This window comes from Planktothrix tepida PCC 9214, from assembly GCF_900009145.1.
Classification (GTDB): Bacteria; Cyanobacteriota; Cyanobacteriia; order Cyanobacteriales; family Microcoleaceae; genus Planktothrix; species Planktothrix tepida.
The window spans coordinates 1-23,578 of the sequence record NZ_LN889758.1 but is presented as its reverse complement, the minus strand read 5'-3'; the positions used below and the strand labels follow the sequence as shown (position 1 = coordinate 23,578).

Genomic DNA, 23,578 nt, shown 5'->3' with positions numbered 1-23,578 from the left:
AGGGAACAGGGAACAGGGAACAGGGGTAATACTTCTAGCTGTTTCATATCAGTTTTAAATTATCACAACCTATTTGGGATTGCTATATTATCAAAAAAAATATTGTTCTCCTCTTTCTTCAGGAATAGATTATGACAAATATCGAGATATTTTTCCATCAGGAGGTATAAACTTAATCCGGTTCTCTACCTAAATATAGATACAACAGTTTGAGCCAATTTCATACAATATCCTAAACCCAGACTGAGGATAATTTGAGTGAGTCAGAAAGACAATGGTTTAGGAGAACAAGCTTTAAGCAAACTAGCAGAAATGACTCTAGCTAGTCAATTAGATGAAGTTGAAGAACTGGATGTCAATGTTAATACTGATCCGATTAAGTTAGTTCAGGGTCAAGTTGACTCAGCCACAATTTCAGGAACGGGAATGGTGATGAAAAGCGACTTGAGAATGGAAAAAATAGAGATGAAAACTTCTGCAATTTCTATTAATCCCTTGAGTGTTGCTTTCGGACAAATTGAACTTAAACATCCGACCCAAGCAACGGCTGAAGTTGTGTTAACAGAAGTTGATATTAATCGCGCTTTTAATTCTGATTATATTCTCAAAAAACTGCAAGGTTTAGAAATAGCAGTTGAGGGAAATCAGAACACCATTGATACTCAAGCTGTTGAATTCAAACTCCCTGGAGATGGTCGATTTTTTCTCCAAGCTTATCTGATTTCACGCCCCAAGGGAGAATCCTCAAAAATTGCATTTACAGCTTTACCGGAGGTCAGTTTAGATCGCAAAACGATTCAACTTAAGGATATTCAATATTCTCAAGGAGAGAAGGTTTCTCCTGAATTAACTCAGGCGTTAATTGAGGAATCTAGCGAACTCTTAAATTTAGATAATTTTAACTTGAAAGGGGTAAATCTTCGCATTCAACGCTTAAATTTAGAGCATCAAAAAATCACCTTGTTAGCAGAAGCCGATGTTGAGTCTTTTCCATCCGCTAGTTAGTTTTGGTTGAAGTTTCTGCTCAACCTCAGACATTTACCTACATTTTCAATTGGAGATCAACTCATGACCCGCATTACTCATTTAGAACCTTTAATTGAAGGCAACGAACGGGAATATTATGATAGTGGAATTCCTAGCACTGTGGCGATTTTAGGACATCCTCTGCATCCTCTTATTGTCACCTTTCCCGTTGCATTTTTAACAACAGCTTTATTGACAGATATTCTATTTTTATTCACCCATTCCTCATTTTGGGCAACCGCATCATTTTGGTTAATTGTAGGTGGCATTATAACCGGGCTTTTAGCCGGATTAACAGGAATGTTAGATTTCTTTAAAATTCATCGAGTCCGAGAACATAAAGCAGGATGGATTCACATGGTCGGTAATATTGCTGCTTTAGTATTATCAGGAATTAGTTTATTTTTACGGTGGGATAATGTTATTGATAGTATTGCTCCTTGGGGAATTATTCTGTCTTTAGTTGTAGCTGGACTTTTAGGAATTACAGGATGGTATGGAGGTGAATTAGTCTATCGCCATAAAATTGCTGTTATTGGGGATGGAAATCCTCACCAAGCTTAAATATTTTTTCGGACTAGGGGTGCATTTTTTTAGAGTCTTAATGCCCCCCTATAATTCTATCAAAAAACTTCAACACAAAGATATTAATCATGGAAACTTACGACGTTATTATTATTGGAGCAGGTCACAACGGTTTAACTTGTGCTTCCTATCTTTTAAAAGCAGGATACAGTGTTTTATTACTCGAAAAACGTTCTGTTCCTGGGGGAGCAGCTACCACAGAAGAAGCCCTTCCCCAAGAAGCTCCAGGGTTTAAATTTAATCTGTGTGCGATTGATCATGAATTTATTCATTTAGGGCCAGTAGTGGAGGAATTAGAACTGCATAAATATGGCTTAGAATATTTATTTTGTGATCCGATTGTATTTTGTCCTCATCCTGATGGCAAATACTTTTTAGCTCATAAATCCATTGAAGAAACCTGTGCTGAAATTGGACGATATAACTCCAGAGATGCCGCTAAATATCGAGATTTTGTCGGATTTTGGCAACGGTTTATTAATGCTGCGATTCCAATTTTTAGCGCTCCTCCTCAATCTGTTATTGATATTGCTGGAAATTACAATATTAGTAAACTGAAAGATTTGTTTTCTGTTCTGGGTTCTCCCGAAAAAGCTCTGGATTTTGCTCGAACCATGTTAACCAGTGCTGAGGACTTATTAAATGAATGGTTTGATGAGGAATTTCTCAAAGCACCTTTAGCTCGGTTAGCCTCAGAATTAGGAACGCCTCCTTCACAAAAAAATCTCGCCGTCGGTGCGATGATGATGACCATGCGACACCATCCAGGAATGGCAAGACCCAAAGGCGGAACAGGAGCATTAGTTCAAGCCTTATTAAATTTAATTCAAGCTCATGGCGGTATGATTTTAACGGATCAACACGTTGAAAAAGTATTAGTTGATGATGGAAAAGCGATAGGAGTTAGAGTCGCCAATGGCAAAGAATATCGAGCGAATAAAGGGGTAATTTCTAATATTGATGCTAAACGCTTGTTTTTGAATTTAATGGATGCTGCGGATGTCGATGATGCAGATTCTGAATTGCGAGAACGGTTAGAACGGCGGATTGTTAATAATAATGAAACTATTCTTAAAATTGATTGTGCATTATCGGAACCTTTGCGTTTTGAACATCATGATCATCGAGACGAATATTTGATAGGTTCTGTATTAATTGCAGACTCCGTTAAACAGGTGGAAATTGCTCACCATGATACTACTTTAGGCAAAATTCCTGATGCTGATCCTTCGATGTATGTTGTGGTTCCAACAATGCTTGATCCAACGATGGCTCCTGAAGGAAAACATACCCTTTGGATTGAATTTTTTGCCCCTTATAAAATTGAGGGAGCCGAAGGAACGGGATTAAAAGGAACAGGTTGGACAGATGAATTAAAGAATAAAGTGGCGGATCGAGTTTTAGATAAATTAGCGGACTATTCTCCGAATTTAAAACAATCAATTATTGCTCGTCGAGTTGAAAGTCCGGCAGAATTAGGAGAAAGATTAGGAGCTTTTAATGGCAATTATTATCACATTGATATGACTTTAGAACAAATGATGTTCTTCCGCCCTTTACCCGAAATCGCTAATTATCACACTCCCATTAAAGGGCTATTTTTAACCGGAGCAGGAACCCATCCAGGTGGTTCAATTTCTGGCTTACCGGGTCGCAATTGTGCCAGAGTATTTTTACACCATCAGCAACCCGTTTCTCAAACTTTGACAGAAGCTTATCAATCGCTTAAATCCATTACAAATTCGGTATTAGGAAGTTAAAGTTTGTGAGAGTCTATTAATTATAAAAACCCGGTTTCTTGAAGAAATCGGGTTTTTGATTTTCACGTTTGATCTCCAAACCTCAATTTTTGCTCAATAATTGTAGAACTTGTTTAGGTTATTCCTAGGGAAAGATGAAGGTTAGAGGTAGGACTAATTAAAGTATAAATAGGTTTAAAAATTATATAAGGAGATTTAAAATGAATCGTGATTCTGAACCTAGAGCGAATTTAAAAGAATTTGAACAACCGATGAATGCTCAGGAAGTTGATCCTCAACAAAAACGTTGGCAAAAGGAAGAGTTAGAAAAAAATGGAAAAACACTCACAGCTAATCCTGGAGACCGGATTGATGAGTCTAAAACCTTAGCTGAAAAAGCTAAACAAGTTGCGGTGGATGCTCCAGATATTACCGGAGATCATATTGTTGTTCCGACTTATTTTATGGTTGAATATCCTGATGGAGAAAGAAAAGCTCTTCATCATGTTAGAGATGCGGAAGAAATTTCTGATGTTATTCGTCAAGCTAGGATGGATGAAAATGGAAATCGAATTTGGTGGTAAATAGTGTTTATTTTAGGAAGAGAAGGGGGAATTAATGCCCTATCAAAGTTTAGAAGAATTACCTGATGCCATCAAATCTCATTTTACCAAGTTCGCATCTTCTCGATCTCACGGGTTTGACTGTCTTTGATGAATTGGGCAAGGGTAAGGATTTCGGGATGCTGCGATCGCTGAAGTGCTAGGTCTGCCATTGCGATCGCTCCTTCGTGATGGGGAATCATCATCACGGTGAAGTGTTGATCCGGTTGCCCCATCATCCCCCCCATCCCAGGAACGGCTTGAGGAAATTGAGTCGATGGAGAAGGAATCGGTGAGGCTTGAGAAGTCTGAGAAAAGGTCTTAAAGGCGAGGACTAAGGCTAAAGTTGTGGCAGTACCACCCGTTAGAAGTTCAATCATCAATGTGTAGAAAATAGACTTACGATTCATAATTTCACCTCACAACGTTCTCTGATGTAGAGCTTTCATTGGCTCAACATTATTGACCTAGACGTTAGTTTAATTATAACTAATTCCTATCAATGTAATTGATTGACCTAAGCAGCTTAGAATGAGAATCATTTTTATTAGAAAAAAACGGCTCAGATCTTTCAAGAATTTGACTACAATGCTGATCATTACGATTAATTCAGCAAACGAGCAATGACTCAAACTCCTTCGGTGAAAACTCAACAGATGCAGGTCGGTGGTATGGATTGCGGTAGCTGTGCAGCCAAGATCGAGGCAGGTGTACAGAAAATACCGGGTGTGGCACATATATCTGTGAGTGTGGCGACGGAACGTTTAAGTGTGACCTATGACCCAAAGCAGGTGAGTGAACAGGAAATCCGTGATCGCGTCATCTCTCTAGGCTTCACCATCATCAGCCCAGAGGCTCATGACCATAACCATAACCATGACCATGACCACAGCCATCATCACGGCTCAGGGGAGTTTAACCTGAAACAAGAACTGATTCCCGTGCTCGGAGTAGTTGTCCTGCTTGTGCTAGGAATAGTCTTTGAACAGCCACTTCACCATACACCCTACAGCATTGCTGAGTATGCCGTGTTCATTCCCGCTTATTTGATCAGTGGCTCAACAGTATTAAAAGCGGCGGGACGGAACATTCTCCGGGGACAGGTGTTTGATGAGAACTTTTTGATGACCATTGCGACGGTCGGGGCGATCGCCATTCATCAACTTCCTGAAGCCGTCGCCGTTATGCTGTTTTTCCGCATCGGAGAATTGTTTCAAGAATACGCAGTGGGTCGTTCTCGTCGTTCTATCAAATCTGTGCTGGAAGTTCGCCCCGACACGGCTAATCTGAAACTCAATGGCACTCTCAAAGCAGTCTCCCCAGAAATTGTTAATGTGGGGGATATTATTATTGTCAAACCTGGAGAAAAGATTCCCTTAGATGGTGAAATTCTCGAAGGCTATTCTCAAATCGATACTTCAGCATTAACCGGAGAATCCGTTCCCCGGACAGTGAAGGTCGGAGAAGTCGTTCTTGCAGGAATGATTAATCAAACGGGTGTGCTGACTGTACAAGTCACCAAACCCTTTGGGGAATCTTCCATTGCTAAAATTCTCGATTTAGTTGAAAACGCGACTAGCAAAAAAGCAGAAACTGAGAAATTTATTACCCAATTTGCTCGTTATTACACCCCCGTTGTCGTTGTTCTGTCCCTAGCTGTAGCCCTTCTACCGCCACTCTTCATTCCCAGTGCAACTCACACGGAATGGGTTTACCGCGCCCTAATTCTGCTGGTAATTTCCTGCCCCTGCGGACTCGTTATTAGTATTCCTTTGGGTTACTTTGGTGGTATTGGAGGCGCTGCTAAACGAGGAATTTTAGTTAAAGGTTCGATATTTCTGGATATTCTAACAGCAGTTAAAACCGTTGTTTTTGATAAAACTGGAACCTTAACTAAAGGTGTGTTTAAAGTGGCGAAAATTGTAACTCAAAACAATTTTTCCGAATTAGAACTGCTGAAGATAGCGGCTCAAACTGAATCCCATTCTAGCCACCCAATTGCAGAATCAATTCGAGAAGCTTATGGTCAACCCATTGATGATGCCGATGTCACGAACTATGAAGAAATTGCGGGTTATGGCATTCGGGCGACGGTGAACAATCAAGTTGTTCTCGCCGGAAATGATCGGCTTTTGCATCGAGAAAACATTGACCACGATACCTGCAATGTTGAGGGTACTGTTGTTCATCTCGCTGTTGAGGGACGCTATGCAGGCTATATTTTAATTGCCGATGAAATTAAGGACGATGCCGTTAAAGCAATTCAAGACCTTAAAGCTGTTGGTGTTGAACATACAGTGATGCTGACGGGTGACAACGGCATTGTTGCTAAAAGCATTGCAGAGCAGTTGGGTGTAGATTCCTATAAGGCTGAATTGTTACCCGAAGGAAAAGTAGAGGCAATTGAGGCTTTGCTGAGTCGATCTGGAAACAGCAAAGTTGCGTTTGTCGGGGATGGCATCAACGATACGCCTGTGATTGCTAGGGCGGATATCGGTATGGCGATGGGAGGATTGGGATCAGATGCAGCAATTGAAACGGCGGATGTGGTGATTATGACGGATGCTCCGTCTAAAGTAGCGGAGGCGATTCAAGTTGCTAAAAAGACTCGCCAGATTGTGGTGCAGAATATTGTACTGGCAATGGGAATTAAAGGGTTGTTTATCGGTTTGGGTGTGATTGGGATAGCAACCTTGTGGGAGGCAGTATTTGCTGATGTGGGAGTGGCACTACTGGCAATCTTTAATGCAACCAGAGTGCTCAAGTAACAAGGGAAGGGGTAATGGGCAGTTATTAGTTATCTGTTGGGAAATTACGAAATATTGAAGGATTTTATCTGAAAATCTGATTTCGGTTGTTATTTAAAACAAACTGAACAATCCATTTGTAAAAACTTGAACATTAGATCTGCCTTATGGATGAGGAATTCCTTTTTTTTCTATGCAAAATTAGAATCTATGAAAATGAAATTTAGAAGTTTGGAGAACACAACATGGTAACGACTTTAACGGATGCAAAACGGGAAGCAATTGGTCAAAAACTGGCAACCATGAAATCTGTCCAACAACTGTTAATCGAAACAGAACAGATGTTTATTCGGGAGTGTAATGTTCCTGAAATTCGTCAACAATTCCAAGAAATGTTAGATGATGACAACAAAAATATTGGCATCATTGATACCGTTATTACCCAATATGGCATTCAATCTCAACCGAAAGAACAAGCCACGAAAATGATTGATCTCGCCAAAGAGATGATGAACAAATCTGACTTAACTTTCTATGAAAAAGTGGCTCAACATGAACTGCTGAAGCATGGACAAGTCATGTCTGGTTTATTGGTTCATAAAGCGGCTCAAGTGGTCGGTGCTGATGTGGAAGCTGCTATTACACCTTTAAATACAGTTAACTTTGAAAACCGCGCTCATCAAGAAAAACTCAAAGGAATTTTAGAATATTTAGGAACCCAAGAATTAACGGGTCAAGCTCCTGATCAAAGTATTTGGGGACGAGTTCAAGATGCGATTGCAGCCTTATCTGGGGTGATGGGAAGTGCTGTTACCCAAAGTTCTGATAAGTCCGATATGAATATTCAAGATGTAATTCGGATGGATCATCAGAAGGCTAAAACGTTAATTGCTGAAATTGAAAATTGCAATGATTCTCAAAAAATTCAAGAATATTTCGGACAATTATACAAAGATTTAAGTGTCCATTCCGAAGCTGAAGAACAAGTCCTTTATCCTCAAGTTCGTTCTTTCTATGATGATACTCAAAATCTGTATAATGAACAAGCTGAGTTGAAAGTGGTTTTAGAAGAACTTAAATCTTTGAGTCCAACGTCCGCACTGTTCAAAGATAAAATTAAACAAGTCAAAGATATGGTAAATCACCATACTCGTGAGGAAGAAAATGATGTCTTTGCTGTAATTCGGCGCAATTTCTCAACCAGTGAACAAGAGCAGTTAGCGACTCAGTTCAAAGAAGCTAAAAAACAACTGCAAACTCAAATGGCTTCTCAAAAATAAACGCTTAAAATCCCAAGCTATTCAGGATTTTCATCTCATTTAACTCGCATTTTCACACAATAGGTTCTTGTAGAGACGCGCCAAAAGCCTACGGCATGGCTCCGCCCAGGCACGTCTCTACTTTATGTCTATTAACGCGAACCAAAATCACGAGTTCCAGGATATCCTGAAACCTCTGCTAACTTTTCTAAACTTTGGACTCCTGAATACATTTGACCCTTAACTTCCCAGGTCGGATAGCCTTGAATATTCTTAGATTTACACAAATCAGGCTGAGGATTTTTCCCCCCTTTCTCACATTCAATATAAGGCAATTTTTCCACCGCTTGTTTACCAAATAATTCTTTTTGTTCATGACAGTGACCGCACCAAAATGCCCCATACATTTTTGCTCCAGACTGCGTTAAATATTGAGCCAGTTCGATATTTGCCGGGTTAGAAGTGGTTGTGATATTAAAGGGACTTTTTTCAGCACGAGGGCTATTAATGGGGGAATAAACGGCTAAGGTTCCAATTAATGTGATCATTCCCACAACAACGGTAATAAAAAAGAGTTGACCTCGATCTTCCCAATCTCGACCTAATAAAGCTAAAACGAATAAACTGATTGAACAAACAGCAGAAGCAATACAATAAATACATAAAGATTTAATGACAAATGCCATTAAATACATGAGATAGCAACTGAAAACCATCATGGCGGACGCTTGAGCAAATATCAACAGCCATGTCCAATCTTCGGTTTTTGTTCTTAAACTTTTGTGCGTTTCTGGGTTAATTAACCAAGGCGAAACAGCCATCCCAGCCATGATTGTATACGCTAAAAATCCAAACAAAGCTAGAGGTAAACCAAAGACAACCGCATAGGGACTTTCCAGAACTTTATCACAACCTGTGACGGGACAAGCCGCAGTTCCCCCTGTTAGTTTAACAAAGGTTAAATAGGCAGTAATTACTGCACCAAAGGCTCCGAGACTAGCAATGATAAATCTGGATTTTTGCTGAATCCAAGGGGTTGAACGTCGGCGAATCATAACACTATTCTTGTGGGTTATACTGGAAAAAATTTTATATCCTTTTAGGGATTGTAACCCATGAGAATTTTATTAGTGGAAGATGAGCCCGATTTAGGAGAAGCGATTAAACGCATATTAACCCAAAAAGCCTACGTTGTAGATTGGGTTCAGGATGGGATAGAAGCTTGGGATTATTTAGAAAATCAATGGACACAATACACTTTAGCGATTTTTGATTGGTTATTACCGGGGTTATCGGGAATTGAATTGTGTCAAAAAATTCGACACAAAGGTAGTTTTATTCCGATTTTAATTTTAACAGCAAAAGATACGGAAGCGGATAAAATTATGGGGTTAGATGCTGGGGCGGATGATTATTTAGTGAAACCTTTTGGTATGGGAGAATTATTAGCTCGTTTACGCGCTTTACAACGGCGTTCTCCTCAACTTCAACCCCAAAAATTACAATTAAATCATTTTATCTTAGATTATCAATTTTATACATTTTCTGATCACAAAAATCCTGCTCATCCTTTAACCATTAGTTTAACGAATAAAGAATTTCAACTGTTAGACTATTTTATGCGACATCCGAACCAAATTGTTACTCGTGATCAACTTTTGGGTCAACTTTGGGAAGTCGGATCTGAACCGGAAAGTAATGTTGTAGCGGCTCAAATTCGCTTACTAAGACGGAAACTTTCAGAAATCGGTTGTGATCATTTGATTGAAACGGTTTATGGTTTAGGATATCGGTTTTTAATTGATAATGATTCATGAATCAAAACTCACTGTTTAAACGGACAAAACTACGCTTAACTTGTTACTATGCTGGGGTGATGGGAGTGATTCTTAGTATTTGCGGTTTAGGAGTTTATGAAGCGATCGCCCATGCTCATTGGATTACCTTAGATCGAGAAATAGAATCCGTTGCTGGCGCATTACATGATAGTTTAGAAACGGTTTTAAAACAACCCGGACAGTTAGAACCGGATGTTTTAAGAATTATTCCCGATTTATGTTTTATAGACTCTAAAAAAAGTGATAATATTCAGTTTATTTTTACTTATTATCCCCATAATAAATCCAATAAAAATGATATTTTAACTTATCCAAACTCAGAAGTTAATTGCTTACCTATTCTTGATGAAAAGGGCAAAGAGTTTCATCGGTTAGCTCCCTATCATAATCATTATTATTTAATTCATTTATTTAATAATTCAGGGGATTTAGTCGCCTTTACCGGAACCCATCACCTCGATGTATCGCCCCATGTTAGGGGAGAAGTTTGGCAAACCTTTACAGATCAAAAAGGAATTCGCTATCGTCAATATTCGTTGATTTTACATACTCGAAATCAGCAAAATTGGGGAATTTTACAATTAGGGCGATCGCTACAAGATTTTGATCAATATATGAATGTTGTAACCTTAATTTTAGTCATAGGTTTACCTTTAGCGTTAATATTAGTAGGGTTTGCAAGTTTGAAATTAGCTGGAATAGCCATGCAACCTATCTATTCTTCTTACCAACAAATTCAACAATTTACCGCCGATGCAGCCCACGAATTAAGAACACCTTTAGCCGCTATTTGTGCGACCGTAGAATCCACAATCAAACTCGAACCTTTGACCGAAACCGAAGCCAAAGAAACGTTAAAAACCGTAGAACGGCAAAATCATCGATTATCTAAATTAGTTCAAGATCTTTTATTATTATCTCGGATGGATCAAGAAAACATATCCCTCTCTAAAAAATTATGCTGTTTAAATGATTTAATCAGTGATGCTCAAGAAGAACTTGCTGCAATGGTATTAAATGCAGACCTATCTTTAAAAATAGATATTCCTGAAAAAGAACCGATTTATAGTGTAGGAAATGAGGAACAACTTTATCGGGTTATTTTTAATTTAGCCATTAATGCGATTCAATATACTCCCCCTAAAGGGCAAATTATTTTCTGTTTATATTCTAGTCATCAACAAGCGATTATTCAAGTCAAAGATACAGGAATTGGCATTCCTTTAACCGAACAATCTCGAATATTTGATCGCTTTTATCGGGTACATAGCGATCGCTCTCGCAAAACCGGAGGATCAGGCTTAGGATTAGCCATTGTTAAAGCCATTGTTAAAGCGCATCGTGGTAGTATTGAGGTAGAAAGTCAACCCGGAATCGGTAGCACTTTTACGATTCGATTACCCCTGAAACCAACTGCAACCCTTGTCTGTTATTCTAAAGGGAAAGCATCAGGATAATTTTCCGGTTAGATTATAAACATTTGCTATTTTTTCTAAAGTTTTTTAAACTCGATCTAGACTTTCTAGTTACTGGAGACTTTATACTAGAACTATTAATAGAAGTCTTAAATTAATCAGAGGAAATAGACTATGAAAATCAACCGATCTTATACTCAGATTAAAGGATTTGCGATCGCCACAGGTATTGCATTGATTTTTCTGGGTTATTCCCATCCTTTATTTGCACAGCCGAACTTCAATTCTTCCCAGCAAAATCTTACAGAGGACAATGATGTTGATCCCCCCTGTCGCGAACTGATTGGGCAAAATCATCCCATGATGGGTCAAGGTTGGTGGGGAAATTCTTCCGGGGGAAAAGGTCAATATTCCCGTTCAATGTATGATCCAAGTCGTGTAGAAACAATTCAAGGAACCGTAATTGAAATACAAGGCGGAAATCGTGGAAATCGAATGCCTCACGGGATGTATTTACTCATTAAAACTAATACAGAAACCCTCGGAATTCATGTTGGGCCAGTGTGGTATTTAGAACAACAAAACTTTCAAATTAAACCCAATGATGTTTTAGAAGTGACAGGAACGCGAGTGAATTGGGGAGGACAACAAACTTTAATGGTCGGAGAAATTAAAAAAGGAAATCAAACCTTACAATTACGGGATGCAAAGGGTTATCCTCGATGGATAGGATGGCAACAACAAACCCCTAGAAGTAATCGTTAATTCCCAAATATTAATTTGATCCGGTATCTTTGATCTTGAAAGGTCAAGGATAGCCAGATTTTAACAGAATTGGTCTTATAATTACCCTTGCTAACTCGCCGTTAAAAATAGATAATCGGTGTAACCTTTCTCTAAATTCTGATCTCCTTTGCCGTAAAACGTTGCAAAATCAGGAGTATTAAAAGCAGCATCTGTTGCCAAACGTTCAGCTAAATCAGGGTTAGCAATGAATAATTTTCCAAAAGAAATCAATTTCTTTCTGAGAGCTACCACCGCTTTAAACCATTGGTTGGAAATTGCGATTGCTGATAATGGCATTAATATTTCTAAAGAGGTTCAGCATCAGATTTTTAATCCATATTTGCCTTTATATTTCCACCTTACTAAATCTCTATGTTAGCTGCTTTCTCCAAACGATTCGTTTCGCTAGTTGCCTCTTTGAGTAAATCATCCCAATTATCAGGAGGATAGCCACTGTCAAGCATTTTCTTAAAAACTCGATAAGCGTCTGTATTACTATCGTAAGCTCGTTTAGAGTTTTCATCGTTAACCCAAGCGTAGACAATTATTTTGCTTTCTTGATGAAATCGAAAGAACAACCGATATTGTTGAAAAAATTTTGCTCTAAACCAGTGTTTGTAATCATCTCCAAGGGTACTCCCTTGACGATACTCGCTACGGGTTGGATCTTGAGGAATAGTATCAAATGCTAACTTTGCGATCGCAGCTAGACGCTTTGTAGCATTTTTCTTTTTGTAGTCTTGAGGATACTTCTGGCGCAACTGTTCAACCTGGGTCAGAAGTTCTTCAAACTGGTTAAGAAATAGAGGATGAGCAAATAGATTCCACCCATTAATGACAAGCGGTTGATTGACAAACACACTTACTCATCCTCATCCAAAAGTGGTGCATCCAGATCCAGATCAACATCAGAAACCAACGACTGAACACGGTTGACTAAATCAGAGCTAAGTGTTTCTAAGTGCTGAGGATTGTTTTTAATATCTTGTGCTAGAAAATTCAGAAATTCTCCAAGTATTGGATCATTTTCTGTTGTGTCAGTACGAGAAATGACGACTTGACCGTCAGACTGGAGGGTGTAGCAAATTTTATCACGTTTATTCAAGCCCAGAGCTTTGCGAATCGGCTCAGGAATTGTAGTCTGATAACGATCTGTGAGAGTAGATTCTGAGCATGGGGCGGGTTTTACAGTCATAGCGACCTCTAAACCGATGGATTAAACTGTATTTCTAAGGTAATGCAATTACATTGTCTTGTCAAGATTGACATGATTGAGACTTAATAATGATTCAGTCTATAAGCTGTAATATAATAAATCTATATACCCAGACACAAGAGATATAGTATGTTTGAAGTAGAAGAATATTTATTCCCAAATTCTGATACAGTTGAAGGTCATCCAACACATGATGAATATATTAATTGCCCTGCAAGCGCATTTCTGAAGTTCTGTGTCAGTGCAAAAGACTCTATTGAATATTGTAAAAACAACTTCCCCAATAACTATAACAATCCTGCGAATTTGACTCGGGATAGCAACATTATAACGCAGCATATTATAAATTCTACACTAGCACTCTTAATGGGGCACTTTGAAACGTATCAAAAATATTTATTTGCTGGCATATTTGAAAAGACTATATATTTACAAGATTTTAAGGCTGATGCTTTTTTTAATAGCTTAGGTTTTAAACATGGAATATTAGAAATTAAGTCAATTCATTTACTCGGATATAGAGGAGAAAGTGCAGTTACAACGGGAATTATATTAGCTGATACGTTTGTTCATACTGCTGCAACCCTCACTAAGCCAGATGCACAAAAAGTACAAAGGTTAAATGATTTTGCAGGAAAAAATATAATTTTCAAGAACAATTTTATTTATGAATTAGCAAAACGAATGCACAGAATGGTTAAAGAGGCAAACGCAAGGATAAGCAATCCTTTCATGGAGCGACTGAGAAGTGATTGTAATCAACAAGAACGAGACAGTATAAAATTATTTTTTGAAGTAAAAACTCTTGATCGTAAATGGAAAAATTTCAACTTTGAATAAAACTGACTCAATTCTCAGCTTATTCCTAAATCAACCCTCATCCTTTCCCCGAACAACGAACTGACCTGCTACCATAGTCATCAACTTGAACGACTCAAGACTCAATACCAGATTGTTTTAATTTTCCCAACATCAATGAGAACTTCAAAACTTTTATCTCGGACAAGCACTCAGTCAGCAAAATTTACCGTTTCCAGCTTAATTTTCTTTTCTTTACTCGTTTTTTCTCCCATTCCCACCCTCGCCCAAGACCCAGACCCCCAAGCTCAAAACACCAACCCAACGTTAAAAATCGGTGTAGTGCAACACTTTGGCCAAAAACCCACCGATCAACTCATTCTCAAAGCACAACCGGGAGATCACTTAACCCTAGAGTTTCAAACGCCCCAAGGAGACAAAGAACTGCATACGGAGACGGTGATCCTGAAAATCGGAGTTGAACCCCTCCCTGAACCTGAAGTTGAGGAAAGGGTGGTTTTGAGTACCCACCGCAGCTATGAAAATGCTGAAGAAGATGCTCAAAAATGGCGAGCGCTCGGTTTAGAAGTAGAATTAGCTCAACCGGATCGTTGGCAAGTTTGGGGGAAACGTAGCGTCTATAATACCCCCCTGCTGCGACGTTGGTTAATCGATAGTTTACAAGCCCAAGGTCATAAAATCCCTAGTTTGGAAACTCAAGTTCTCACCCAAAAACGTACCCCCTATTGGACAACCGCAGGATATCGTTACAACCGTAATCAACTGGAGATTACAACCCCCCAGAATGTGATTCAAGTGAGTCAAAAACCGAATGATCCCCAACCTCTGGTTTATGGGGGAAGTTTACAACTGCAACCCGATGCTTACGGAACCTACACCCTGGTTAATAACGTGCCATTAGAGACTTATTTACGGGGTGTCGTGCCACATGAAATTGGAGCTTGGCCCCCGGAGGCGTCTATCGAAGCCCAAGCGGTTTTAGCGCGAACCTATGCGTTACGAAATCTGCGACGATTTGAAGCGGATAATTATCATCTCTGTGCTAATACGGACTGTCAAGTGTATAAAGGGTTAACGGAAGTTTATCCCAGTACGGATGAAGCCATTGATGTTACGAGTGGTTTAGTTTTAACCTATAACAATCAATTGACGGATGCGGTGTATTTTTCCACCAGTGGGGGAGTTACTGCTAATTATAATGATATTTGGAATGGGGAACCGCGACCTTATTTACAAGGAATTATTGATGCTCCGAATAAAATTTGGGATTTATCTCAACAAAATTTAGCGTCAGAACCGAATTTTCGACGGTTTATGAATTTGCAAAAGGGATTTAATGAAACCGGAGAATATGATTTTCGCTGGCGAGAAGAAACAACTTTAGAATCCATTGCAGAACAATTGCGGTATTACTTGAAACGGCGCAATCTGCCTGATGCCAATTTTAAAAAAGTTCAAAAAATTGAAATTGTAGAGCGATCGCAAACGGGACGAGTTTTGAAAATGACGGTAACGACAGATCAAGGCGTTTTGGAAATTTCTAAGGATGAAATCCAAAGTGCTTTTTTACCCCCGATTAGCACGTTATTTTATATTGATCCGGTTTACAACCCTAACAAAACCTTGAAAGGTTACGTCTTTGTTGGGGGTGGTTATGGACATGGGGTAGGTATGAGTCAAACGGGTTCTTATCACTTGGCTAAATTGGGATGGTCAAGCGAGGAAATTTTAAACTTTTACTTCCCTGGAACCCAACTACAACCGTTTAATACTGTGATGCAGTTGGGACAATAACAAAAACTCCAAGTTCAACGTTGAAAGATATCAATAACGCTGAACTTGGAATCAAAAACTCATCATTAATATAAATCGTCTTCTTTGTGAGTTTCGATGACGCAATCAGAAGTGGGGTAAGCAACGCAGGTTAAAACATATCCTGCTTTGATTTGGTCATCATCTAAGAAAGACTGATCAGATTGGTCAACTGTACCTGATTCGATCTTACCTGCACAGGTTGAACAAGCACCCGCACGGCAAGAAGACGGTAGTTCTAGCCCCTGTTCTTCTGCAGCTTCTAAAATGTACTCATCATCCGGGACTTCAATGGTTTGATCGCCTTCTGGAGTTTTCAGTGTGACTTTATAAACAGTAGCCATGTAGTGATCCTCTCATAAATTTCGATAAAATTTGAAAAATCTCTTAGGCTTCACCAAAGCGTTCACTCGCCTTTGTTGACATCACAGATTTTTTTCACCCTTTGATATTAAGAGAAAAAGTGAAAGATGTAAAACAGGATTAACCTAAATTGTGAATGGGATTTATTATAATTTTTTATAATTATATCTTAATTGCTTATAGTTCACCTGTTGATGATTGACCCTAGAATTATCTCAGATCAAGGCTCTGAGAAAGGCATGAAGTTAGGTCAGTGGCAGTCCAAACTCTCAATTTTTCTTCCCTAGACCTTGACTTCAGCCTTTCAATTCATTGAAGTCGTTTGCCCATTAGGAGATCAAAGCTTAATGTTGAGTCAGATGGGTCAACCTTAAACTCTGAACCCTAACCCAAGGATTACATTTCACCTTCTTGGTGAGTCAGGATCGTGCAATCAGAAGTCGGTTTAGCAACACAGGTTAAAACCCATCCTTCTTCAATTTGGTCATCATCTAAGAAAGACTGATCAGATTGATCAACTGTACCAGAGACAATCTTACCTGCACAGGTGGAGCAAGCACCAGCACGACAAGAATAGGGCAGATCTATTCCTTCGTCTTCTGCAATATCTAAAATGATTTCATCTTCGGGGACTTGAATCTCGCGGTCGCCATCTGGAGTTTTCAGAGTAACTTTGTAAGTAGCCATGTAGTGATCCTCTCGTGAATTTCGACAAAACTATAAAAATCACTTATGCAAATCAAAAGCGTTAATTAGCCTTCGTTTGCATCGCCGATTTATTTTACCTCTCGATATTAGAAGAAAAAGTGAAGAATGTAAAACCTTGTTAAGCGACCTTTTGAAAGGGATTTATTATAAATTTTTCTAATTACATCTTGATTACTTATATCTAGTCTTTGTGTCCCAGGGAGAAGAGCAGATTAGAGAAACCAGGGGAGAATGGGACAGATGGGGTTTTAGTTGCTGGTTAAGTGGGTGTAGGGTATTAAGTCGGATGAATATTTGAGATCAGGAGTTGGTGATCATGAGTCAATCTTTAGATTTATCTTGGGGTAAGGTTTCTCAACCCCTAGGAGTGGGTATTGTTGGGACAGGATATGCAGCAAAAATGCGAGCAACAGCCTTAAAGGCCGATGAGCGATCGCAACTTGTGGCCATTTCGGGTCATACCTCCGCTTCAACCCTTGCGTTGAGTCAAGAATTTGATGTGACAGTATCGGCATCTTGGACAGATTTAGTCCAACGACCGGATATCGATTTAGTCATGATTTGTACAATTAATCGAGATCATGGCCAGATTGCTCGTCACGCCTTAGAACAGGGTAAACACGTCGTTGTCGAATATCCCCTGAGTTTAGATCCCCAGGAAGCAGAATCTTTAATTACCCTCGCCCAAGAGAAAAACAAACTCCTCCATGTTGAACATATTGAACTCTTGGGGGGACTGCACAACGCAATCAAAGCATCCCTAGCAGCTATTGGTCAAGTATTTTATGTTCGCTATGTCACGTTTAACCCCCAACATCCAGCCTCTCGGAAATGGACATATCAACCGTCTTTATTTGGGTTTCCCCTGAGTGGAGCTTTGTCCCGTTTGCATCGGTTTACGGATTTATTTGGAACCGTAGCCAGTGTTAACTGTCAAAATCAATATTGGGAGATTGAACCGGATCTGTACAAAGCTTGTTTATGTCATGCCCAGTTAACCTTTAATAATGGCATCCTGGGAGAATCGGTTTATGGTAAAGGGGAGGTTTTTTGGCAGTCGGAAAATACGTTTACCCTCTATGGAGAACAGGGAACATTAATTTTTACCCCCGAAAAGGGCCAACTGATTCAAAACGATACCATTCAAACCCTTGAAGTTGCTTCTCGTCGGGGATTATTTGTTAAAGATACCCAAATGGTTTTAGATTGTCTCTACCAAGGAACCCCCCTTTATGTAACACCAGAAGCCAGTTTATATAGTCTAAAAGTGGCTGAGGCGGCCCGACAGTCGAGTTTATCCGGGCAAAAATACAATCTAAATCCCTAGAAGATTTTCTCTGTTAGAAGCTGAAATTGATCGGGATATCCTCAAAAATCACATTAAAATCCGTAATTTTAGCTATTCTATCAGAGATGTTTTTCAAGAGTTATGCGATCGCTATTCGCCACAAACGAGGTTAACCGATATGTCCATTAAACCTAGCCAATTAATCATAGCAGGTGGAATCGGGGTGATTGCTGGGGTAACAATTGCTGTGATGACGGTTCAGTCTCCCTCATCGAAATCGTCCCCTACTCCTCAAACCCAGTCTCCTCGACCTTCTGAACCCCCCATTACCTCAGTTCCCGCATCCGTTCCCAACACACCACCACCATCGGAAAGTCGTCCGATTGCTGTCATTAAACCCCCTGTGGAGGGTTGCAAAGTTAGCACAGCCGTTGTCAAAGATCCCGATCCACCATTGAACGTTCGTTCAACACCGGAAGTAACAGAGGGTAATATTGTCGGTCAATTGAATAATAATACCTTTGTTTTTGTAATTGAAGAAAAAAGTAGACTTATTGCCTGTAGACTTATTGCCTACAAAAGTTGATGATATTCACGTGAATATAAATTCAAAACAAAATATTAAATATCGCTTTGGTAAAGCCATAAGGCGACGTCGCCGAGAGTTAGACCTATCTCAAGAAGATCTAGCAGAACGCTCAGAACTTCATCGCACCTATATTTCGAGTATAGAGAGAGGTCAGCGAAACCCCTCTTTAGAAAATATTGAAAAGATAGCACAAGCTTTGAGGATTTCTATCTCTGATTTGTTTGCAAAATATAGTATAGAGGAAGAGAAGGAAACGGATGAGTAAGGAACATTGGTTTTTAAAACAAGAAACAGAGAAGGATACGAAATATACAATTAAAGGTAGTGAGGTTTACCAAACACTATATCCACAAATTAAAGATAAGATTGATAAAAATGAATCAGTTATTGATATTCTCACTTGGATAGAGGCAGAAGTAAAAACAGCTTATAATGAAGCTTATAAAGGTTCTGAAATCGAGCTAACCCAAGGTGCACTGAATAATTGTAGAGGTCAATGGAATGAATTCTTAATTACTAGCTTTTTAGCTGAAATTGCTATAGATTTCTATTCAACTCATAAACTCTATTTTGTACCTTTTCGCTTAGCACGTTCTGGGGAAACTAATAAAACTGTTAAGAAACCGAAATCACAAAAAAAGGGAACGAGTCAGGAAACTGTATCAACTGAGGAAACTGTATCATCAGAAGCAGCATCCAAGTTTTTAGCACTCTTTCATAAAGATGAATTTAAAGAGAACAAAGGCTTACACCATATTAATCAATTCAAAGATAACATATTTTTTTCGAGTCCTGACTATGTTTTATCAATCTTAGATGATCAAGGCTTGTTTAATCAGATTCAACCTTTATTAAATCAACAAGCAAACGAAGCGGAATCTTTAGGAACTGAAATTTATAAATTATTACAAGGTAAACTAAAAGCGCAAGAAGTTAAAGCAGTCCTATCTGTCAAAATTTCTAACCGTCCAGATCGTCGTTATCAAGCATTATATGAAACAGCAATGATCAAAGCGATTGGATATGCTTGTGGGCAAAACTGGAAATATTATATGGTTACGGCAAAACAAGCTTCACTATCAGATGTAAAAATTTTTACTAAAGGAATTGCACCTCATGGAATCGCCATTAAGCGAGAATTGATAAGCGTAGATCAGGTTTACTCCTGTTCTAATAAACAAGATTTGATCAAGTTAGTCGAAGATGCTTTACCCTAATCATTAGGATTAGATCGTATATTTTTCAGAACTACTATAAACCAATGGTAATTCTAATTGGTGAATCATAGGAACTTTATAGGTTAAATATTTTTGGCTTAGAAAATCTAAAATCGTTTCAGCGATACCTCTAGCTGCTAAATAAGGAACACCATTACCAATCGTTTTAAACATACTACTGAGACTCATTTTAGAAGGTAATACAAATTCTTTAGGTAAAGATTGTATTGCCAGTGCTTCTGCTGCTGAAATACGGCGAATTTTATAGGGATGGAGATGAACTTCATTATTACCATAACAAGCGGTTGGAGAATAACGCCATCGATGAAGACGTTTATAGGATTTTTTGCAATCATCTCCTTCAGGAATGATACTAAACTTAGCTAAACCTGCTCTGGGTTTAAAATAGTGTTCTGCGTTAGGATGAAAAACAACATTATTTTTTCTAAACCAATATTCAACCGTTAATTCTTCAGGAATACCCGGAGGACAATCTAAAACAGAATTTTCTACAAATGAATCTAATTTAGGCCAGGAATAAGAGAAAACCTGATCTCTAGGATAGATAATATGTTGTTTCCAAGGAAATAAGCCATCAGGAATTACTGAACTATAACAGCTATCAAAACCTATATTATTGAGTAATGATTCTTGAAAACCAATTAAGATCAGTCGATCTCGATCTTGGGGAACTCCATATTCAATGGCATTAATTAAACGTTCGGTCAAACGATAATTATTGAACGTAAGTTTTCGCTTCATTTCTTCATAAAACATTCGGTGTTTTTTCGTAGACCATAACCCCTTAACATTCTCAAAAACAAAAAAATCGGGTCGCTGCTGACAAATTAACTCAACGTAACACGCTGTCAATTTTCCTTGATCACCATTTTTACCTCGATTTTTCCCCCCTACAGAAAAATCAGGACAGGGAGGGCCAGCAATAAAACCAATTAAATCTGAAGTTTGGCGAGTTTGTTTAACTAAAACTTGTAAATGCTCTTTTCGATTTCCTTCTGTTAAGTTAATAATATCATCCTCAAAATATCCATATTCGGGTTCAGGAATTCCTAAGATTTGTCGAGAGTAACAATAAGCCTCTAAAAATGGCGGGTAAATTTCATTAACAAAAGCAACATTAAAGCCACTATGTTCAAACCCTAAATCTAAAAAACCTGCGCCAGAAAAAAAAGAAAATAATTGAATATTCTTAGAATTCATTATATTTAATGTAAAATTTATTAAAGATATTAAACTTTTTATATGGAATTATATTTTGGTTCACTCCCACTGCATAAAAAGGGCGATCGCATTCAATCACCCCCTTCATTATACTAATCGATTGTCTAAAGCGATTAAACCTTTGCGTCTTCCTTAACTAACTTATCCCAACCTAAATCCTTGAGACTGTTATTCCGACGTAACGGACGAGTGACTAACTCCAGAATATCCCGTGCATTTGTGAACCCGTGAGTTTGAGCAAAGGTAAACTCCACCGACCATTTCGTATTAATACCCCGTGCTTCTAAGGGGTTAGCGTGAGCCATTCCGGTGATTACTAAATCCGGTTTTAACTCATAAATTCGTTGAATTTGATTGTAATTATCCGGTTTTTCCACAATTTTTGGCAGAGGAACTCCCATCTCCTGACAGGTTTTTTCTAACAGTTTCAACTCCGCTTCTTGATAGCGTTTATCCATGTAAGGAATGCCAATTTCTGGGCAAGTCATCCCGCAACGAATTAAAAATCTCGCTAAGGAAACCTCTAATAAATTATCCCCCATGAAAAATACAGATTTACCCCGAATTAACTGGATATAATCTTCTAACCCTGCCCAAATTTGCGCTTCTCGTTCCTCTAAACCCTTGGGTTGAATATTAAAAACAGAACAAATTTTTTCAATCCAAGCACGGGTTCCATCGGGGCCAATAGGGAACGGTGCACCAATTAATTTACACTTACGACGCCGCATTAAAGTGGTAGCCGTCCGAGATAAAAACGGATTAACACCAGCCACATAATACCCTTCTTCTAACACAGGTAATTCAGTATAACGTTTGGCAGGTAACCACCCCGAAACTTTAATCCCTTGTTTCTTTAATTCTAAGGTTAAATTCGTCACAACGGGATCAGGTAAAGACCCAAATAAAACTAAGGGTGGATGGTCAGCATATTCCGATTCTTCTTGAACCACATCTTCTTTTTTCTTGCCAAAATGCAATAACTTTTGAATTGCATTCCGTTCATGTTTTTCTGTTTCTGCCACTGGAGCTTTATCAGGACAACGGACTGCCATTGCGGCTAATACCGTATCTTCCCCTTGAGTAAAAGCATAATCTAAGCCATTAGCCCGTGCAACCACAATCGGAATTCCCAGTTCTGCTTCTAATTTCGGCGCTAATCCTTCCAAATCCATTTTAATAATTTCAGTGGTGCAAGTGCCGATCCAAACAATTACACTGGGATTGCGATCGCGTTTAATTTGTAAACACAACCGCTTTAATTCATCATAATCATTGAGTTTAGCGGAAATATCCCCTTCTTCTAATTCTGCCATGGCATAACGGGGTTCAGCAAAAATCATCACCCCCATTGCATTTTGCAGGAAATAGCCACAGGTTTTTGTGCCAATTACCAAAAAGAAACTATCTTCAATTTTTTGGTATAACCAAGCGACACAACTAATCGGACAAAAGGTGTGATAATTTCCAGTTTCACACTCAAAGGTTAACCCTTCCGGTTGTGGTTGAGCAACGGTCATAATTTTTTCCTCTTAATCGAATGTTAGTTAATCAAAATTAGACAAGAGTATCCATGACTTAAAATCCTGCGGATTCAAAGTCCAACCTCGATTAAGAATTAGGGAAACTAAACCAGGAAATTATTTAAAATCTGACAGGGAAATTTCGTCATCATCTGAAGAACCGGTTAATCCGTCGATATCAATATCGTCCATATCTCCAGTTGTTAAATCACCCATATCGTCGAGATTAAAATCCCCTAAATCATCGGATGAAAAATCATCATCCCCTAATCCTAAATCGTCTAAATTATCTCCGGTATCGAGATCCAGGCCATCGGAAGAGTTATCTTCCCCCAATCCTAAATCACCCAGATCATCATCCAGACTTGAATCTGTATCTCCTAATTCCAACCCTCCTAAATCATCAGAACCAAGGTCGTCAGCTTCTAGGCTGATTTCTCCATCTAAGTCATCTGCGGCTAAAACTTCCGACTCTAAGCTGAGATCGTCCATTCCATCTGAACCCAGATCATCGGAGGATTCCAAACCAAAATCGATATCATCGCTTGTCTCCGTGTCTTCACCCAGTTCCGTATTAACGTTGTCGTCCCAGACATCAGATTCGGTATCAATGTCTAATTCAGCCGATTCCGTTTGCGAATCTAAGCTCAAATCGAAATCATCAGATGTCATCTCATCGGAGTCTAAACCCATGTCTAGGTCATCAGCACCCATCTCATCGGAATCTAAACCCATGTCTAGGTCATCAGCACCCATCTCATCGGAATCTAAGCCCATGTCTAGGTCATCAGCACCCATCTCATC

Annotated in this window: 24 protein-coding genes and 1 pseudogene; 15 read left to right on the top strand and 10 right to left on the bottom strand. The window is 38.9% G+C overall.

The genetic code is table 11. The annotated features are described in order from the left end of the window. Positions 1-258 precede the first annotated feature (258 nt). The 4 genes from PL9214_RS00175 (at position 259) to PL9214_RS31915 (ending at position 3,934) form a co-directional block, all read left to right on the top strand. The gene (locus PL9214_RS00175; RefSeq protein ID WP_072716834.1) at positions 259-1,005 is read left to right on the top strand and encodes an LmeA family phospholipid-binding protein; all 747 of its coding nucleotides are present in this window, start codon (positions 259-261) and stop codon (positions 1,003-1,005) included. A 63-nt stretch (positions 1,006-1,068) separates the two neighbouring features. Then, positions 1,069-1,590, top strand: a complete 522-nt coding sequence (locus tag PL9214_RS00170) for a DUF2231 domain-containing protein (protein WP_072716833.1) — start codon at positions 1,069-1,071, stop codon at positions 1,588-1,590. Between the two features lie 53 nt (positions 1,591-1,643). Next, positions 1,644-3,371: a beta-carotene ketolase CrtO gene (gene crtO / locus PL9214_RS00165; protein WP_281250283.1), complete on the top strand. Its 1,728-nt coding sequence runs from the start codon at positions 1,644-1,646 to the stop codon at positions 3,369-3,371. Between the two features lie 200 nt (positions 3,372-3,571). After that, complete coding sequence (locus PL9214_RS31915) at positions 3,572-3,934, top strand: hypothetical protein (protein WP_072716831.1); 363 nt, start codon at positions 3,572-3,574, stop codon at positions 3,932-3,934. A gap of 83 nt (positions 3,935-4,017) precedes the next feature. Here the strand turns inward: PL9214_RS31915 and PL9214_RS32110 are convergent, their stop codons facing one another. After that, on the bottom strand, positions 4,018-4,362 hold the full coding sequence (locus tag PL9214_RS32110; RefSeq protein ID WP_245824124.1) for a DUF305 domain-containing protein: 345 nt from the start codon (positions 4,360-4,362) through the stop codon (positions 4,018-4,020). Positions 4,363-4,575: 213 nt separating this feature from the next. Here PL9214_RS32110 and PL9214_RS00150 point away from each other — a divergent pair, with 213 nt between their 5' ends. Both PL9214_RS00150 and PL9214_RS00145 read left to right on the top strand, forming a co-directional pair. Then, positions 4,576-6,720: a heavy metal translocating P-type ATPase gene (locus tag PL9214_RS00150; protein ID WP_072716829.1), complete on the top strand. Its 2,145-nt coding sequence runs from the start codon at positions 4,576-4,578 to the stop codon at positions 6,718-6,720. Between the two features lie 224 nt (positions 6,721-6,944). After that, positions 6,945-7,979: a hemerythrin domain-containing protein gene (locus PL9214_RS00145; protein WP_072716828.1), complete on the top strand. Its 1,035-nt coding sequence runs from the start codon at positions 6,945-6,947 to the stop codon at positions 7,977-7,979. A 131-nt stretch (positions 7,980-8,110) separates the two neighbouring features. Here the strand turns inward: PL9214_RS00145 and PL9214_RS00140 are convergent, their stop codons facing one another. Further along, positions 8,111-9,013 (bottom strand): vitamin K epoxide reductase family protein, encoded by a 903-nt coding sequence (locus PL9214_RS00140; protein WP_072716827.1) that lies wholly within the window; start codon positions 9,011-9,013, stop codon positions 8,111-8,113. A 60-nt stretch (positions 9,014-9,073) separates the two neighbouring features. Between PL9214_RS00140 and rppA the strand changes: the two genes are divergently transcribed. The 3 genes from rppA (at position 9,074) to PL9214_RS00125 (ending at position 11,976) form a co-directional block, all read left to right on the top strand. Next, positions 9,074-9,775, top strand: coding sequence for a two-component system response regulator RppA (gene rppA, locus PL9214_RS00135; protein WP_072716826.1), 702 nt, complete (start codon positions 9,074-9,076; stop codon positions 9,773-9,775). Further along, a complete protein-coding gene (rppB, locus tag PL9214_RS00130) occupies positions 9,772-11,253 on the top strand; it encodes a two-component system sensor histidine kinase RppB (protein ID WP_072716825.1) in 1,482 nt (493 codons plus the stop codon). The genes rppA and rppB overlap by 4 nt, the downstream gene beginning before the upstream one ends. Before the next feature lie 132 nt (positions 11,254-11,385). Further along, the gene (locus PL9214_RS00125) at positions 11,386-11,976 is read left to right on the top strand and encodes a MamS/MamX family magnetosome protein (RefSeq protein ID WP_083579834.1); all 591 of its coding nucleotides are present in this window, start codon (positions 11,386-11,388) and stop codon (positions 11,974-11,976) included. A 90-nt stretch (positions 11,977-12,066) separates the two neighbouring features. Here PL9214_RS00125 and PL9214_RS00120 read toward each other — a convergent pair whose 3' ends face one another. The 3 genes from PL9214_RS00120 to PL9214_RS00110 all read right to left on the bottom strand — a co-directional run bounded on the left by PL9214_RS00120 (position 12,067) and on the right by PL9214_RS00110 (position 13,192). Then, positions 12,067-12,294, bottom strand: coding sequence for a hypothetical protein (locus PL9214_RS00120; RefSeq protein ID WP_072716824.1), 228 nt, complete (start codon positions 12,292-12,294; stop codon positions 12,067-12,069). Positions 12,295-12,359: 65 nt separating this feature from the next. Continuing rightward, positions 12,360-12,857: a type II toxin-antitoxin system YhaV family toxin gene (locus PL9214_RS00115; RefSeq protein ID WP_072716823.1), complete on the bottom strand. Its 498-nt coding sequence runs from the start codon at positions 12,855-12,857 to the stop codon at positions 12,360-12,362. A 2-nt stretch (positions 12,858-12,859) separates the two neighbouring features. After that, the gene (locus PL9214_RS00110; protein WP_026786336.1) at positions 12,860-13,192 is read right to left on the bottom strand and encodes a type II toxin-antitoxin system PrlF family antitoxin; all 333 of its coding nucleotides are present in this window, start codon (positions 13,190-13,192) and stop codon (positions 12,860-12,862) included. Between the two features lie 150 nt (positions 13,193-13,342). Between PL9214_RS00110 and PL9214_RS00105 the strand changes: the two genes are divergently transcribed. Together PL9214_RS00105 and PL9214_RS00100 are read left to right on the top strand one after the other, a co-directional pair. Next, a complete protein-coding gene (locus PL9214_RS00105) occupies positions 13,343-14,053 on the top strand; it encodes a hypothetical protein (RefSeq protein ID WP_072716822.1) in 711 nt (236 codons plus the stop codon). A gap of 135 nt (positions 14,054-14,188) precedes the next feature. Beyond that, positions 14,189-15,826 (top strand): SpoIID/LytB domain-containing protein, encoded by a 1,638-nt coding sequence (locus tag PL9214_RS00100; RefSeq protein WP_072716821.1) that lies wholly within the window; start codon positions 14,189-14,191, stop codon positions 15,824-15,826. A 65-nt stretch (positions 15,827-15,891) separates the two neighbouring features. On the opposite strand, the gene PL9214_RS00095 is transcribed toward PL9214_RS00100, so the two are convergent. After that, positions 15,892-16,188: a ferredoxin gene (locus PL9214_RS00095; protein ID WP_072716820.1), complete on the bottom strand. Its 297-nt coding sequence runs from the start codon at positions 16,186-16,188 to the stop codon at positions 15,892-15,894. A gap of 415 nt (positions 16,189-16,603) precedes the next feature. Further along, the gene (locus PL9214_RS00090) at positions 16,604-16,894 is read right to left on the bottom strand and encodes a ferredoxin (RefSeq protein WP_072716819.1); all 291 of its coding nucleotides are present in this window, start codon (positions 16,892-16,894) and stop codon (positions 16,604-16,606) included. A gap of 337 nt (positions 16,895-17,231) precedes the next feature. Here PL9214_RS00090 and PL9214_RS00085 point away from each other — a divergent pair, with 337 nt between their 5' ends. The 4 genes from PL9214_RS00085 to PL9214_RS00070 all read left to right on the top strand — a co-directional run bounded on the left by PL9214_RS00085 (position 17,232) and on the right by PL9214_RS00070 (position 20,009). After that, positions 17,232-18,242 (top strand): Gfo/Idh/MocA family protein, encoded by a 1,011-nt coding sequence (locus PL9214_RS00085; protein WP_072716818.1) that lies wholly within the window; start codon positions 17,232-17,234, stop codon positions 18,240-18,242. 139 nt (positions 18,243-18,381) lie between these two features. Then, on the top strand, positions 18,382-18,789 hold the full coding sequence (locus PL9214_RS00080; RefSeq protein ID WP_072716817.1) for an SH3 domain-containing protein: 408 nt from the start codon (positions 18,382-18,384) through the stop codon (positions 18,787-18,789). A gap of 10 nt (positions 18,790-18,799) precedes the next feature. Continuing rightward, a complete protein-coding gene (locus PL9214_RS00075; RefSeq protein WP_072716816.1) occupies positions 18,800-19,057 on the top strand; it encodes a helix-turn-helix domain-containing protein in 258 nt (85 codons plus the stop codon). After that, positions 19,050-20,009 carry a Cfr10I/Bse634I family restriction endonuclease gene (locus PL9214_RS00070; protein WP_072716815.1) on the top strand — a complete coding sequence of 320 codons (960 nt, stop codon included), beginning with the start codon at positions 19,050-19,052 and terminating at the stop codon, positions 20,007-20,009. The genes PL9214_RS00075 and PL9214_RS00070 overlap by 8 nt, the downstream gene beginning before the upstream one ends. Before the next feature lie 9 nt (positions 20,010-20,018). On the opposite strand, the gene PL9214_RS00065 is transcribed toward PL9214_RS00070, so the two are convergent. From PL9214_RS00065 to PL9214_RS31015, 3 genes and pseudogenes are all read right to left on the bottom strand, one after another. Next, complete coding sequence (locus PL9214_RS00065; RefSeq protein ID WP_072716814.1) at positions 20,019-21,230, bottom strand: DNA cytosine methyltransferase; 1,212 nt, start codon at positions 21,228-21,230, stop codon at positions 20,019-20,021. 134 nt (positions 21,231-21,364) lie between these two features. Next, positions 21,365-22,771: a ferredoxin:protochlorophyllide reductase (ATP-dependent) subunit N gene (locus PL9214_RS00060; RefSeq protein WP_072716813.1), complete on the bottom strand. Its 1,407-nt coding sequence runs from the start codon at positions 22,769-22,771 to the stop codon at positions 21,365-21,367. A gap of 120 nt (positions 22,772-22,891) precedes the next feature. Next, positions 22,892-23,578: pseudogene (locus PL9214_RS31015) on the bottom strand (DUF5331 domain-containing protein); the annotation flags it as partial.

Bases quoted from the DNA above. Each gene is read 5' to 3' on its own strand.
- PL9214_RS00170 (WP_072716833.1), top strand. From the start codon at position 1,069: ATGACCCGCATTACTCATTTAGAACCTTTAATTGAAGGCAACGAACGG.
- PL9214_RS31915 (WP_072716831.1), top strand. From the start codon at position 3,572: ATGAATCGTGATTCTGAACCTAGAGCGAATTTAAAAGAATTTGAACAA.
- PL9214_RS32110 (WP_245824124.1), bottom strand. From the start codon at position 4,362: ATGAATCGTAAGTCTATTTTCTACACATTGATGATTGAACTTCTAACG.
- PL9214_RS00150 (WP_072716829.1), top strand. From the start codon at position 4,576: ATGACTCAAACTCCTTCGGTGAAAACTCAACAGATGCAGGTCGGTGGT.
- PL9214_RS00145 (WP_072716828.1), top strand. From the start codon at position 6,945: ATGGTAACGACTTTAACGGATGCAAAACGGGAAGCAATTGGTCAAAAA.
- PL9214_RS00140 (WP_072716827.1), bottom strand. From the start codon at position 9,013: ATGATTCGCCGACGTTCAACCCCTTGGATTCAGCAAAAATCCAGATTT.
- rppA (WP_072716826.1), top strand. From the start codon at position 9,074: ATGAGAATTTTATTAGTGGAAGATGAGCCCGATTTAGGAGAAGCGATT.
- rppB (WP_072716825.1), top strand. From the start codon at position 9,772: ATGAATCAAAACTCACTGTTTAAACGGACAAAACTACGCTTAACTTGT.
- PL9214_RS00125 (WP_083579834.1), top strand. From the start codon at position 11,386: ATGAAAATCAACCGATCTTATACTCAGATTAAAGGATTTGCGATCGCC.
- PL9214_RS00120 (WP_072716824.1), bottom strand. From the start codon at position 12,294: ATGCCATTATCAGCAATCGCAATTTCCAACCAATGGTTTAAAGCGGTG.
- PL9214_RS00110 (WP_026786336.1), bottom strand. From the start codon at position 13,192: ATGACTGTAAAACCCGCCCCATGCTCAGAATCTACTCTCACAGATCGT.
- PL9214_RS00105 (WP_072716822.1), top strand. From the start codon at position 13,343: ATGTTTGAAGTAGAAGAATATTTATTCCCAAATTCTGATACAGTTGAA.
- PL9214_RS00100 (WP_072716821.1), top strand. From the start codon at position 14,189: ATGAGAACTTCAAAACTTTTATCTCGGACAAGCACTCAGTCAGCAAAA.
- PL9214_RS00095 (WP_072716820.1), bottom strand. From the start codon at position 16,188: ATGGCTACTGTTTATAAAGTCACACTGAAAACTCCAGAAGGCGATCAA.
- PL9214_RS00090 (WP_072716819.1), bottom strand. From the start codon at position 16,894: ATGGCTACTTACAAAGTTACTCTGAAAACTCCAGATGGCGACCGCGAG.
- PL9214_RS00085 (WP_072716818.1), top strand. From the start codon at position 17,232: ATGAGTCAATCTTTAGATTTATCTTGGGGTAAGGTTTCTCAACCCCTA.
- PL9214_RS00080 (WP_072716817.1), top strand. From the start codon at position 18,382: ATGTCCATTAAACCTAGCCAATTAATCATAGCAGGTGGAATCGGGGTG.
- PL9214_RS00070 (WP_072716815.1), top strand. From the start codon at position 19,050: ATGAGTAAGGAACATTGGTTTTTAAAACAAGAAACAGAGAAGGATACG.
- PL9214_RS00065 (WP_072716814.1), bottom strand. From the start codon at position 21,230: ATGAATTCTAAGAATATTCAATTATTTTCTTTTTTTTCTGGCGCAGGT.
- PL9214_RS00060 (WP_072716813.1), bottom strand. From the start codon at position 22,771: ATGACCGTTGCTCAACCACAACCGGAAGGGTTAACCTTTGAGTGTGAA.